The 12525-nt window shown below is 56.1% G+C and carries 13 protein-coding genes; 2 read left to right on the top strand and 11 right to left on the bottom strand.

Annotation, left to right across the window (positions count from 1 at the left end; translation table 11 throughout):
• Positions 1-54: 54 nt before the first annotated feature.
• From PGQ95_RS14305 to prmB, 6 genes are read right to left on the bottom strand one after another with little or no spacing between them, the layout of a single operon-like run.
• Complete coding sequence (locus PGQ95_RS14305; RefSeq protein WP_045391507.1) at positions 55-336, bottom strand: YfcL family protein; 282 nt, start codon at positions 334-336, stop codon at positions 55-57.
• 32 nt (positions 337-368) lie between these two features.
• The gene (locus PGQ95_RS14300) at positions 369-917 is read right to left on the bottom strand and encodes an elongation factor P hydroxylase (RefSeq protein WP_063422045.1); all 549 of its coding nucleotides are present in this window, start codon (positions 915-917) and stop codon (positions 369-371) included.
• Positions 917-1726, bottom strand: coding sequence for a sulfite exporter TauE/SafE family protein (locus tag PGQ95_RS14295; protein ID WP_087860092.1), 810 nt, complete (start codon positions 1724-1726; stop codon positions 917-919). The genes PGQ95_RS14300 and PGQ95_RS14295 overlap by 1 nt, the downstream gene beginning before the upstream one ends.
• On the bottom strand, positions 1726-2550 hold the full coding sequence (gene mepA / locus PGQ95_RS14290; RefSeq protein ID WP_015706180.1) for a penicillin-insensitive murein endopeptidase: 825 nt from the start codon (positions 2548-2550) through the stop codon (positions 1726-1728). Before mepA ends, PGQ95_RS14295 begins: the two co-directional genes overlap by 1 nt.
• Positions 2551-2553: 3 nt before the next feature.
• The gene (gene aroC, locus PGQ95_RS14285; protein WP_087860091.1) at positions 2554-3639 is read right to left on the bottom strand and encodes a chorismate synthase; all 1086 of its coding nucleotides are present in this window, start codon (positions 3637-3639) and stop codon (positions 2554-2556) included.
• 40 nt (positions 3640-3679) lie between these two features.
• On the bottom strand, positions 3680-4612 hold the full coding sequence (gene prmB, locus PGQ95_RS14280; protein WP_026612250.1) for a 50S ribosomal protein L3 N(5)-glutamine methyltransferase: 933 nt from the start codon (positions 4610-4612) through the stop codon (positions 3680-3682).
• A 166-nt stretch (positions 4613-4778) separates the two neighbouring features.
• Between prmB and smrB the strand changes: the two genes are divergently transcribed.
• On the top strand, positions 4779-5330 hold the full coding sequence (gene smrB, locus PGQ95_RS14275) for an endonuclease SmrB (RefSeq protein ID WP_015365539.1): 552 nt from the start codon (positions 4779-4781) through the stop codon (positions 5328-5330).
• Between the two features lie 25 nt (positions 5331-5355).
• Here smrB and sixA read toward each other — a convergent pair whose 3' ends face one another.
• The 4 genes from sixA to PGQ95_RS14255 form a co-directional block, all read right to left on the bottom strand.
• Complete coding sequence (sixA, locus tag PGQ95_RS14270; RefSeq protein WP_015365538.1) at positions 5356-5841, bottom strand: phosphohistidine phosphatase SixA; 486 nt, start codon at positions 5839-5841, stop codon at positions 5356-5358.
• Between the two features lie 210 nt (positions 5842-6051).
• Positions 6052-8196, bottom strand: coding sequence for a fatty acid oxidation complex subunit alpha FadJ (gene fadJ, locus PGQ95_RS14265; RefSeq protein WP_430918466.1), 2145 nt, complete (start codon positions 8194-8196; stop codon positions 6052-6054).
• Entirely contained in the window at positions 8196-9506 is a 1311-nt protein-coding gene (fadI, locus tag PGQ95_RS14260; protein WP_316424293.1) for an acetyl-CoA C-acyltransferase FadI, read from the bottom strand. The genes fadJ and fadI overlap by 1 nt, the downstream gene beginning before the upstream one ends.
• A gap of 159 nt (positions 9507-9665) precedes the next feature.
• The gene (locus tag PGQ95_RS14255) at positions 9666-9950 is read right to left on the bottom strand and encodes a YfcZ/YiiS family protein (protein WP_015706185.1); all 285 of its coding nucleotides are present in this window, start codon (positions 9948-9950) and stop codon (positions 9666-9668) included.
• Positions 9951-10321: 371 nt separating this feature from the next.
• On the opposite strand from PGQ95_RS14255, the gene fadL reads away from it, so the two are divergent.
• Entirely contained in the window at positions 10322-11644 is a 1323-nt protein-coding gene (fadL, locus tag PGQ95_RS14250; protein ID WP_430918464.1) for a long-chain fatty acid transporter FadL, read from the top strand.
• 64 nt (positions 11645-11708) lie between these two features.
• Here the strand turns inward: fadL and mlaA are convergent, their stop codons facing one another.
• The gene (mlaA, locus tag PGQ95_RS14245; RefSeq protein ID WP_045376992.1) at positions 11709-12470 is read right to left on the bottom strand and encodes a phospholipid-binding lipoprotein MlaA; all 762 of its coding nucleotides are present in this window, start codon (positions 12468-12470) and stop codon (positions 11709-11711) included.
• Positions 12471-12525: the final 55 nt, after the last annotated feature.

Raw genomic sequence — 12525 nt, 5'->3', positions numbered from 1 at the left:
ACCGGGGAGAGTTTCCGGATGTCGGCTAACGCCTCATCCGGATGACATCATTTATCAGGCCTGATTTTTCGCCTGCTGGTACAGGTTATTCCACATCCCTTGCACCAGAATCTGATCCGGCGGCGACAGTTCGCCTGCGCTGATGGCCTTTTCCAGGCTGCTGGCGACTTTGTCGTTAATCGCCTGTGCCGAGTGCTCCCCTTCCCCTTCCAGCTCAGCCACCGCCAGCGTCAGGTGGCCGCGCAGATAACCGCCAGCAAACAGTTCGTCATCACTGGCGTGGTCTACCATATCGTCAATTAACGCCAGAATGCGTGATTCAAACTCCGCGATCATCGTCTTTCCTCTTTCATTTGTAGAACGTGGCTTTAGTGCAGGTCTTCCGGCCACGGAAATTGTTCTGCCGTCAGCGGCGGCGTTTGATAATACTGTTGCAGCGCGCGAATAAAGCGTGCCGGACGCTCAGGGATCCCCTCTTGCAGATAGGTCATCACCTGAGCATGCACTCGCCGTTGAAAGGCAATGCGGTCAGGCTCAAAGTCGCCTTCGAGGTTGTCGCAGCTGACGTTAAACGGAAATCCCGCCGCCGTGCAGAACAACCAGTCAAAAGCCTGTGGCTTGACCTCGACGTCTTCGAACTTGCTTTGCGTCATCGCATCGCGGCCGTCCGGGCAGTACCAGTAACCAAAATCCACCTGCTCGCGCCGCGCCTTGCCGGCGATACACCAGTGGGATATTTCGTGCAGCGCGCTGGCGTAAAAGCCGTGAGCAAACACGATCCGGTTGTATGGCACTTCGCTATCTGCAGGAAGATAGATCGGTTCGTCGTCGCCTTTAATCAGACGGGTATTAAAATCATCGGCGAAGCAGCCGTCGAAGATCTCGACCAACTGCTGATAATGGTGTTGCTGTTGCATTAGTGAATTCCCAACCACTGCAAAATCTCAGCCCCGTGGCTGTCGTAAAGAAGTTTAGCGCTCATCACCGCGGAGACGATGACGATCATCGGCCGAATCAGCGACTGTCCTTTACTCAGCACCAGCCGCGAACCGGCGCGAGCGCCGATAAACTGTCCGGCCATCATCACAAAACCGGTGGCCCAAATCACTTTGCCGCCAATAATAAACAGCAGCAGGCCGCCAACATTAGAGGTGGCGTTTAGCAGTTTGGCGTGAGCGGTTGATTTCGCGAGATTAAACCCGGCGAGCGTCACAAAGGCCAGCGCATAAAACGAACCGGCGCCGGGGCCAAAAAAACCGTCGTAGAAACCCACGCTGCCGCCAGCGACCAGCGCGAACGGCAAGCCATACAGGCGACGCTGACGATCGGACTCCCCGAGCTTAGGCATCAGCAAAAAGTACAGCCCGATGCCTATCACCAGCAGCGGCAGGATTTGCTTCAAAATATCGGACTGCACGTGCTGCACCAGCAGCGCACCCGCCGTCGAGCCGATAAAAGTCATCAGAATATTGAGTTTCTGATCGGCGAGATTCACTACCTTGCGACGGATAAAATAGAGCGTCGCGGAAATGGAACCACCGCAGGCCTGTAACTTGTTGGTCGCCAACGCCTGAGCGGGCGGCATACCCGCCGCCATCAGCGCCGGGACGGTTAACAACCCGCCGCCGCCGGCTAAGGAATCAATAAATCCGGCAAGAATCGCGACAAAAAAGAGCGCCACCAGCACCATTGGCGACACCATAAACAGCTCGGCAAAACTATCCATTAGAGAAGATGCTCATCCAGTAGCGCCTGGCAGGAAGGCGGCAGCGGAGGCGGCGTCTTCTTCACAGGTGGGGTTGACCCAGGTTTAGGCGGTTCAAACCAGCTTTGCAGCTCGGCTCCGCAGCCATCGCCAGCCGGCGGCGGCGCCTGATCTTCGCACTCGAGGCTGCCCGCCGGGCAGCGCAGGCGCACGTGCATGTGGGCGCGATGCTGGAACCACGGGCGAACTTTGCGTAGCCATTGGCGATCGTTACCGGCATCAAGGCACAATTGCTGTTTGATAGCCGGATTGACGAAAATACGCGTCACATCGTTATCTTCCGCAGCCATTTTAATCAGGTTGCTGATTTGCGGGCTCCACAGTGAGGGTACCACCCGCTTGCCATCGCGGGCGACTAAGTCCAGCGCCTGTGGTTTCAGCAGTTGCGCGGAGGTCCAGCGGGTCTGCGGCAGTTGCAGGAAAATATCAACATCCAGGCCCGACTGATGGCTGGCGTGGCCGCCGTTAAAGCGCCCGCCGGCAGGCATGCCCATATCGCCAATCAGCACCGTCCCCATACCTTTATTGTGCGCCTGCAAACTCAGCCGCTGAATAAACTGCACGAGATCCGGATGGCCGAAGTAGCGACGCTGATCGGTACGCATCACCTGGTAATCAGGGGAGTTTAGCGGTAGCGGCTGGGCGCCGACGATGCAGCCATTGGCAAACGCGCCAATAGACTGGGCGCTGCCGCTAATCGGCTGGGATATTTTCTGCCACGGCGTCGCCGCCAGGCTGGCGGTGCTGGCCAAAAGCGCCAGCAGTGCGATAACGGTATTTTTCATCGGTTACCAGCGTGGAATTGATGTCGTCACGTCGCCATTCTGCGCGCGTTGACGCATAAAGTGATCCATTAACACGATAGCCAGCATGGCCTCGGCGATAGGAACCGCGCGAATGCCAACGCACGGATCGTGACGCCCTTTGGTGATCATCTCGACTTCTTCGCCGAAGCGGTTAATCGTATGACCGGGAACGGTAATACTGGAGGTCGGCTTCAGCGCGATGTTAGCAACGATTTGCTGGCCGCTGCTGATACCGCCAAGAATGCCGCCGGCGTGGTTACTCTGGAAGCCGGCTTTGGTGATTTCGTCGCGGTTTTCGCTGCCGCGCAGTTTAACCACCTCAAAACCATCGCCGATTTCTACCCCTTTCACCGCGTTGATGCTCATCAGCGCGTGGGCGATATCGGCATCCAGGCGGTCGAATACCGGCTCGCCGAGACCCGGCGGTACGCCGTCAGCCACGACCGTCACCTTCGCGCCGATAGAGTCGCCCTCTTTTTTCAGGCCGCGCATCAGTTCATCCAGCGCGTCGATTTTATCCGGATCCGGGCAGAAGAATGGGTTCTGCTCAACCTGATCCCAGTCTTTGATAGCCAGCGGAATATCGCCCATCTGCGTCAGGCAGCCGCGGATCACAATACCGAATTTGGCCGCGAGGAATTTTTTGGCAATCGCCCCGGCCGCCACGCGCATCGCGGTTTCACGCGCAGACGAACGCCCGCCGCCGCGATAGTCGCGCAGGCCATATTTCTGCTCGTAGGTGTAATCCGCATGTCCCGGACGGAACACATCTTTGATAGCGCCGTAGTCCTGGGAACGCTGATCGGTGTTCTCAATCAGCAGGCCAATGCTGGTGCCGGTGGTCACGCCTTCGAAGACGCCGGAGAGGATTTTCACCTGGTCCGGTTCGCGGCGCTGGGTGGTGTAGCGCGATGTCCCAGGGCGACGGCGATCCAGGTCGTGCTGCAGGTCGGCTTCGGTCAGCGGAATGCCTGGCGGCACCCCGTCGACGATGCACCCCAGCGCCAGGCCGTGCGATTCGCCGAAGGTGGTGACGCGAAAGAGTTGTCCAATTGTATTTCCTGCCATCACGGCTCCGTTCTTTTCGTTATGTTTGCGTGTTGTTTTTTTAGTCTTTATAAATGCCGAAATGCGCGCGCGCGTCAATGAGCTGCTGTTTAGTCAGCATAAAGACGCCATCACCGCCGTTATCAAACTCAAGCCAGGTGAACGGCACGTCCGGGTACTGCTCCATCAGATGTACCATGCTGTTACCGACTTCACAAATCAGAATACCGTCATCGTTGAGGTAATCCGGCGCGCAGCCAAGAATACGGCGCGTCAGCTTCAGGCCATCGCTACCGGAAGCCAGACCCAGAACCGGCTCGTGCTCATATTCATCGGGCAGATCGGCCATATCTTCTTCATCAACGTACGGCGGGTTAGTCACGATCAGATCGTACTGCAGCTTTGGCAGATCGCGGAACAGATCGGAGCGGATCGGCGTAACCTGGTTAATCAGGCCATGTTCTTCAACGTTATGTTCCGCAACGGCCAGCGCGTCCGGGGAGATATCGACAGCGTCGACTTCGGCTTCCGGGAAGGCATAGGCGCAGGCGATGGCAATGCAGGCGCTCCCGGTACACATATCGAGAATATGCTGCGGTTTATGGTTTATCAGCCCGGCGAACTGGTTATTGATCAGTTCGCCAATCGGCGAGCGCGGTACCAGCACGCGCTCATCGACATAGAATTCATGTCCGCAGAACCACGCTTTGTTGGTCAGGTAAGCGACGGGAATACGTTCGTTGACGCGGCGAATCACGCGCTCGACGATACGATGTTTTTCGCTGGAAGTCAGGCGCGCGGTGCGCATATCTTCCGGTATATCTAACGGCAGGTACAGCGAGGGTAATACCAGCTGTACGGCCTCATCCCACGGGTTATCGGTACCATGACCGTACCAGATGTTGGCGGCGCTAAAACGACTTACCGCCCAACGCAGCATGTCCTGAATGGTCTGCAACTCATTGACCGCTTCATCAACAAAAATTTTATCCACGCAATCCTCCAGGGCACGCTCTGCTATAAATTCGGCGGCTAGTTTGCCACGACGGCGGCGATAAATCAGCATTCTTGCGCAGCCGGAGTGGGGAAAAATAGGTTTTCCTTGCCTGAAGCGCGGGCGAGTCGGGTAAACTAGCGAAAAGAAATAGTGAGATTGGGCAATGAAAAAGAAAACACCGCTAAGCGCGGAGGATCAGGCGCTGTTCCGCCAGCTAATGACCGGCACCCGGCAAATTAAACAGGACACTATCGTACACCGCCCGCAGCGCAAGAAGCTCAGCGAGGTTCCGCCTAAGCGATTGCTGCAGGAACAGGTGGATAACAGCCACTATTTTTCCGACGAGTTTCAGCCGTTGCTCAATACGGAAGGCGCGATGAAGTACGTGCGCGCGGATGTCAGCCATTTTGAGCTGAAAAAGCTGCGCCGCGGCGACTATTCGCCGGAGCTGTTTCTCGATCTGCACGGTTTAACCCAGATGCAGGCAAAACAAGAATTGGGCGCGCTGATTGCCGCCTGCCGCCGCGAACATATCTTCTGCGCCTGCGTGATGCACGGACACGGCAAACACATCCTCAAGCAGCAAACGCCGCTGTGGCTGGCGCAACATCCGCATATTATGGCGTTCCATCAGGCACCAAAAGAGTACGGCGGCGATGCCGCGCTATTGGTACTGATTGAAGTTGAAGAGTGGTTGCCGCCGGAGCTTCCGTAAGCGGAAGCTCCGAGGGTGGAAAGCCTTAGATGGCTTTCGCCATTCTCAAATTGCAGGGGCTCATCTGCCAGTTGAATTCGCCCTTGCCGTCGGCGTCGAGGGTGACGCAGGCAATCGCTGAGGTAGTAAACATCGGGGGCGTTTCCCCCGGGCACAGCTCTGAGACGAGGTACCCCACCAACGGCAGGTGTGAAACGACCAGCGCCGTTTTCACGCCCTCATTCGCCAGCGCCTGAAGATAAGCGCTAACCATCCCTACATCGCCGCACGGCGTGAGTTCCGGCATCACGTCGACATCTTTCGGCAGGTTCATGCACTCCCCTACTACGTCGAGAGTTTGCTCTGCACGCAGGTAAGGGCTGACAAGCACCCGCTCAATATCCACTTTTTGACCTTTCAGCCAGGTTGCCATCTGACGAGATTCGTCACAACCGCAAACGGTTAAGGGACGAACGGAGTCACTGGCTGCATCGAGGGCAGCGTCGCCGTGACGCATGATAAAAACTTGCATATTGCACCGCTTTTGTTAACCAGAATCACCGCAACTCGCTCTGCGTAAACAATACGCAGGCGACCCGGTGGCCGGGCATTGTGCCTGATCCATCCAACGAATGAAACGCTGTTTTTTACCTCAATGGCGTAAGTATAGTCAATATTTGTTTACAAAACCGCCAATCAACAGCGCCAGCCAACGTTGGATTTACCTTCTTTTGACCATAACTTAGGTCGTCCGTTCACTAGTGGGCCAAAAGGTCGCCCCCTGCTCGGCCATGCGCAATAAGGTGTCGCACGGAGAAAAACGAGGGCCGTACTGTGCGGCCAGACGCTGCAAGATTGCGGCGACTTCACCCGCGCCGAGGCTATCCATATAGCGGAACGGGCCGCCGAGAAACGGCGGAAAACCTATACCAAAAACGGCGCCAATATCGCCATCACGCGCGCTGCGCACGATCTGTTCATCAAAACAGCGCGCCGCCTCGTTGAGCATCATCATCACGCAGCGTTCAGCGACCTGCTGAGCAGACAAACGCGCCTGCGGACTTGCTACTGCCAATAATGGGTAAATAGCCGGGTCTGCCCGTTTTTTGCTTTTACGCCTTTTTGTCTCATAAAGATAGAAACCGCGATTATTTTTTCTCCCTTTGCGATCGTCCTTCAAAATCGCGTCAATGATGTTTGCAGGCGGGCTAAAACGTTCACCAAAAGCGCTCTCCAGTACCGGGATAATCTTAGTGCCGGTATCAATGCCGACTTCATCCAGCAACTGAATAGGTCCAACCGGGAAACCAAATTTTACCAATGCATTATCAATATGTTCGACCGGCTCACCTTCCAGCAGCAGGCGCATGGCTTCATTGATATAGGGCGCCAGAATACGGTTAACATAAAAACCGGCACGGTCGGCAACCACGATCGGCGTTTTCCCCTGCAACTTCGCCAGCTTCACCACCGTGGCGATGGTTTGCTCATCGGTCGTTGCGTGCGGGATAACCTCAACCAGCGGCATTTTTTCGACCGGGCTGAAAAAGTGCAGACCAATTACCTTCTCTGGCCGGGCGGCCTGAGCCGCGATCTCGCCGATCGGTAGCGATGAGGTATTGGAGGCAAAGATCGTCTGCGGCCCGCAGCATTGTTCGATCTCGCCCACCATCCGCTGTTTGAGCGCCAGATCCTCAAACACCGCTTCGATGACCACATCGCGATGGGCAAAGCCATGATAATCCGTAGCGCCGGAAATCAGCGCCAGCTGACGATCGCGTTCACTGGCGCGCAGATAGCGGCGACGCACCTGCTTATCCAGCAGATCCCAGCTGTACTTAAGCGCATGATTGATGCCTTTCGCCTGAATGTCTTTTATGCGTACCGGCAGCCCGCCTTTACAGGCGGTGACGTAAGCAATACCGCCCCCCATTAAACCGCCGCCTAGCACACCGATGCTATTCAGCGCAGCGGGGTCAGCCTCGGCGCCACGATCCTTTTTCAGATCGGTACTGGCAAAGAAAATAGAACGTAACGCTTGCGATTGCGGCGTCATCGCCAGTTCGCCAAACGCTCGCGCCTCTTCGGCGTAACCGCTGCTGCAGCCGTGCGCCAGCCCGTTTTCTATCACCTGTAAAATACGTTCTGCCGCCGGGTAATTACCCTGCGTTTTTTGCCGGGTCTTTTTCGCCACCATGCGGAACAGCAGCTGACGCCCCAGAGGCCCGGCAAGTACCCGTTCGCGCACCGGTACAGTTCGGCTCGCCGGCCGGCCCTGTAGCGCCAGCTCAACCGCGGTCCGCAGCAATATCGATTGCGGGACAACATCGTCCACCAGCCCGGCTTTCAACGCCTGACGCGGACGCAATTGTTTACCGGTGAGGATCATTTCGAGTGCCGTACTGACGCCAATCAGCCGCGGCAGGCGTTGAGTGCCGCCGGAGCCCGGTAGCAACCCCAGCTGTACTTCCGGCAATCCCAAGCGCGTTTTATCATCATCGCTACAGACTCGCCCATGACAGGCCAGCGCCAGCTCCAGGCCGCCGCCAAGGCAGGCGCCGTGAATGGCGGCAATCACCGGGATAGAAAGCGCGTTGATCTCGGCCATGATCTGCTGGCCCTGGCGCGCCAGCGCTTCGGCTTCTGCGGCGCTGGTACAACGAGCAATCATGTTGATATCGGCGCCGGCGATAAAGTTGTCGGGTTTAGCGGAGATAAATACGGCGCCGCGCAGCGCTTTGTTCTCACGGAGCTGACGGATAATCGTCCGCACTTCGCCGCCGAACTCGGCTTTCAGGGTATTCATCTTTTCGCCGGGCGCGTCGATGGTGATAACGGCGATATTATCCGGGCGAATTTCAAGCGTAAAAGCTGTTGCCGCTTCCATTATTCGGCCTCCAGAACCATAGCGGAACCTAAACCACCCGCCGCGCAGGCGGTAACCAGACCAAATCCGCCGCCGCGGCGCCGGAGTTCATGCAGCGTCTGGGTGATCATGCGCGCACCGGTCGCCGCGAAGGGGTGTCCGTAGGCGATGGAACCACCCAGCACGTTGAACTTGCTGGCATCGACTTCCCCGGTCGCCTGTGGGCGCCCCAGAACCTCCCGGGCGAAACGATTGCTGGCTAAACATTGTAGATTCGCCAGCGTCTGCGCGGCGAAAGCTTCATGCATATCAATTAGCGTAAGGTCTGCAAGGGTAATTCCCGCCCTATCCAACGCCAGCGGAGTCGCCCACGCAGGGCCCAGCAGCATATCCTGCCAGACATCAATAGCGGTGAAAGCATAGCTACGCAGATAGCCCAGCGGCGTTAACCCCAGCTCTTTGGCCCGGGATTCGGTCATCATGATCACCGCGGCGGCGCCGTCGGTAAGCGGCGTACTGTTTGCTGCCGTCACGCTGCCGTGTTTACGATCGAACGCCGGACGTAACTTCTGGTAATCCGCCAGGGTTGAATTTTTACGAATATTGTTGTCCTGTTCCAGCGGCTCGCGATAAGGCGGCACATAGGCCGTCATCACCTCGGCGGCCAGTTTTCCCTCTTCCCAGGCGCGGGCGGCAAGCTGATGCGAACGCAGCGCCAGCGCGTCCTGATCTTCACGGCTGATGCCCCAGGTTTTCGCCATCTGTTCAGCGGTGTCGCCCATCCGCAGACCGGTTGAATATTCCGCAACCGCAGGCGGCACCGGTAAAAGATCGCGCAGGCGCAGGCGGGAAAAGAGTTTTAGCCGCTGACCAAGCGTGCGCGCTTTATTGGCATCCACCAGGGTGCGGGCCAGTTTTTTACTCACGCCAATAGGGAGAACGGAGGAGGAATCAGCGCCGCCGGCAATGCCCGCGCGGATAGTGCCGGCCATCAGGCTTTCGGCAATATTGGCTACCGCCTGGAAACTGGTGGCGCAAGCGCGGCTGACGCTATAGGCGTCGGTATGCACATTCATTCCGGTGCCAAGGACAATTTCTCGAGCAATATTCGGCGCTTCCGGCATCTGCACGACCTGGCCAAAAACCAGCTGTTCAATCACTTCCGGGGGAACTTCACTGCGCGCCAGCATTTCGCCGACGACCATTTTTCCCAGATCAACGGCCGGAACGCCGTGATACGCCGTCGCTTGACGGGCAAATGGGGTACGTAAACCGCTGACAATGGCAATGCGATCGCCCTGACGGGTGATAAGCGGTAATGCCTGACTCATAACTCTCCCCTGTTAACCGATAAAACCAAGTGGTCTGACCTGATAACTAGTCTTAACTAATTTTTTACATTAAGCCAATCGGGGAAGAGAAAAAGTGGGAGCCAAAACACATTGAATAGAAAAGATAACGCCTCTGGAAAGAGGCGTTACGAGAGAGGATTAACGTAAACCCAGCTGGAAGATCAGCGATTCCGCTTCGCAGCTAAAAACAAAATCGATATTCAGCTGCACGCCGCCGTCAACGTCGGTGAACGTCGAGTTAATTTTGCACGGTTCAGACTCCACATTGCGGGCTTTTTCGCTCAGCGCGGCGAGCGTCGCTTCCGCTTCAGCGCGGTTAGCAAACACGCGGCTGTAGGAGGCGGTGCAGTCGGTGTTGTCCACAATGGTGCCAACATCCATACAGCAGCAAACCGGGGTTTCATCAGCGCTACATTTACTCATCGTAGATTTCCTCTGTATATGCACCTTCGGTGCCAGACAAATAATGCGCGTATTTTACGCCCGCCCTCGTTCGCCCTCCAGTTGTTAATGGCAGGAAAACGTTTAAGTGACAGAAATCACACTTAAAAATGATCCAAAACAAAAATGCCCCAAATTGGATATGACGCACCGGGGCAATTTTGCCAGCTGGATCGCGTTTCTGTTATCACAATTGAAAAATCTTATAAACAAACTTGCAACAACTCATCTGGTCAGACCTATACTCAGGCCACTGGTCTGATTTCTCTGTCGTAAAGCAGACCCTACACTTCGCGCTTCTGTTACGGCATGTAACATAGTTTAAATAAAAATAACTCAATGAGGTTATGGGCATGAGCCAGAAAACCCGCTTTACCCAATCTGCCCTTGCAGTGGCTGTAGCACTTGTTTCAACCCAAGCCTGGGCCGCAGGATTCCAGTTAAATGAATTCTCTGCATCCGGCCTTGGTCGTGCCTATTCCGGTGAAGGGGCAATCGCTGACGATGCGGGCAACGCCAGCCGTAACCCCGCGTTAATCATGATGTTTGACCGCCCGATGATGTCGGCAGGCGCCGTCTTCGTCGACCCGGACGTTAATGTTTCTGGTACCTCGCCGACCGGTAAAAGTCTGAATGCAGACAATATTGCCCCAACGGCATGGGTACCAAACTTCCACTTTGTTTCGCCAATTAACGATCAGTTTGGTTGGGGCGCATCTATTACCTCTAACTATGGTCTCGCGACTGAATTCGCTGATGACTATGCTGCCGGCAGTATGGGTGGTAAAACCGATCTCACCACCGTTAACCTCAATTTAAGCGGCGCCTATCGCCTGAACAGCAACTGGAGCTTTGGTTTAGGGTTTGATGCGGTGTATGCGAAAGCGAAAATCGAACGCTACGCCGGTGATTTAGGACAGATCGTTGCCGGTTCCGGCAAGCTGCCGCCAGCGCTGGCGGGCCGGGTCTCGCAGATCCCTGCCGACACTCAGATTGCGCATTTGAACGGCAACGAATGGGGCTTCGGCTGGAACGCCGGTATCCTGTATGAGCTGGACAAAAACAACCGCTACGGTTTCACCTACCGCTCTGAAGTTAAAATCGACTTTGACGGCAACTATAAGAGCGATCTGCCGTCCGCGTATAACCAGATCCTCGGCAACTTCGGTCTACCGGCCGGTACCGATGGCCGTACCACTAACGGCGCGCTGACCCTCAATCTGCCGGAGATGTGGGAACTGTCGGGTTATAACCGCGTCGCGCCGCAGTGGGCGGTTCACTATAGCCTGACCTACACCAGCTGGAGCCAGTTCCAGGAGCTGAAGGCCACCGGCAGCAATGGCCAGACGCTGTTCTATAAAGATGAAGGCTTTAAAGATGCTTACCGCATCGCGCTGGGTACCACCTATTATTATGACGATAACTGGACCTTCCGTACCGGTATCGCCTTCGATGATAGCCCGATCCCGGCTGGCACCCGCTCCATCTCTATCCCGGATCAGGATCGCCTGTGGCTGAGCGCCGGTACCACCTACGCGTTCAATAAAGATGCTTCAGTGGATGTTGGTGTCTCTTACATGCACGGTCAGCACGTAGAAATTAAAGAAGGTCCTTACACCTTCCGTTCTGAAGGTACTGCCTGGCTGTACGGCGCGAACTTCAACTACCGCTTCTGATAAGCAAACGATATAAAAAGGGTGAACATCATGTTCACCCTTTTTCTTTTCTGACCCGCGTGGATTACTGCGAATCGATATCTTTCAGCTCATCCTGAATCGCCTGCGCGTTCGGGTTATCTGCCGGTGTCAGCTTACCGCCGTTGGCGATAAAGTCGTGCCGCTGGAAATAGGCTTCACGCATCAGGATGTATGGATCGGAAGACTGGCGCAGCAGGCCGTCGGAATCCAGCAGCTGAGCGCGGGTTTCAATCCCTTCTACCGCCCATTTACCGATGGACATCGGCCAGGTCAGCCAGGAGAGTACGGGATACAGACCATCGGCCATGTCGCCGCCCTCATCACGCAGGGTGAAACTGCCGTAGAACGGTAACTGTACGTACGGGCCGTAGCCCACGCCGTAGTGGCCCAGCGTGCTACCGAAACGATGCGGTTCAACGCGCTGCAGCTGCGGGTTCGCCATACCGGCCACGTCGATCAAGCCGCCCATCCCAAGAATGGTGTTAAGGAAGAAGCGAGTGAAATGCACCATGCCTTTATAGGGATCGCCCTGCAGGAAGGAGTTGACCATTACCGCCGGTTCTTCAAGGTTGCTGGTGAAGTTGCTTAAACCATTACGCGCCGGTTGCGGCACATAATCACGCCAGGCGACGGCAACGGGGCGCAGTACATAAGGATCAACGACATTAAAGTTGAAGTTGAACATGGTACGGTTAAACCCTTCAAGCGGATCTGAACGCCCCTGCGACCGATCGTCAGTGCTGGAACTGGCGCATCCCACCAGCAATGTGGCGCCAAGCGCAAGCGCCGACAGGCGATAATTCATAGGTTTCTCCCTGTTAATTCTGGCTATCGCTGGAGGCATCCGGGACGGCGCCCCC

The sequence above is a fragment of the Klebsiella sp. 141240 genome, from assembly GCF_050600805.1.
Taxonomy (GTDB): Bacteria; Pseudomonadota; Gammaproteobacteria; order Enterobacterales; family Enterobacteriaceae; genus Klebsiella; species Klebsiella aerogenes.
Note: the sequence above shows the minus strand (reverse complement) of the source record. Positions and strands in the feature narration are given on the sequence as shown.

Coding starts and splice junctions, on each gene's coding strand:
- PGQ95_RS14305 (WP_045391507.1), bottom strand. CDS start 336: ATGATCGCGGAGTTTGAATCACGCATTCTGGCGTTAATTGACGATATG.
- PGQ95_RS14300 (WP_063422045.1), bottom strand. CDS start 917: ATGCAACAGCAACACCATTATCAGCAGTTGGTCGAGATCTTCGACGGC.
- PGQ95_RS14295 (WP_087860092.1), bottom strand. CDS start 1,726: ATGGATAGTTTTGCCGAGCTGTTTATGGTGTCGCCAATGGTGCTGGTG.
- mepA (WP_015706180.1), bottom strand. CDS start 2,550: ATGAAAAATACCGTTATCGCACTGCTGGCGCTTTTGGCCAGCACCGCC.
- aroC (WP_087860091.1), bottom strand. CDS start 3,639: ATGGCAGGAAATACAATTGGACAACTCTTTCGCGTCACCACCTTCGGC.
- smrB (WP_015365539.1), top strand. CDS start 4,779: ATGAAAAAGAAAACACCGCTAAGCGCGGAGGATCAGGCGCTGTTCCGC.
- sixA (WP_015365538.1), bottom strand. CDS start 5,841: ATGCAAGTTTTTATCATGCGTCACGGCGACGCTGCCCTCGATGCAGCC.
- fadJ (WP_430918466.1), bottom strand. CDS start 8,196: ATGGAAGCGGCAACAGCTTTTACGCTTGAAATTCGCCCGGATAATATC.
- fadI (WP_316424293.1), bottom strand. CDS start 9,506: ATGAGTCAGGCATTACCGCTTATCACCCGTCAGGGCGATCGCATTGCC.
- PGQ95_RS14255 (WP_015706185.1), bottom strand. CDS start 9,950: ATGAGTAAATGTAGCGCTGATGAAACCCCGGTTTGCTGCTGTATGGAT.
- fadL (WP_430918464.1), top strand. CDS start 10,322: ATGAGCCAGAAAACCCGCTTTACCCAATCTGCCCTTGCAGTGGCTGTA.
- mlaA (WP_045376992.1), bottom strand. CDS start 12,470: ATGAATTATCGCCTGTCGGCGCTTGCGCTTGGCGCCACATTGCTGGTG.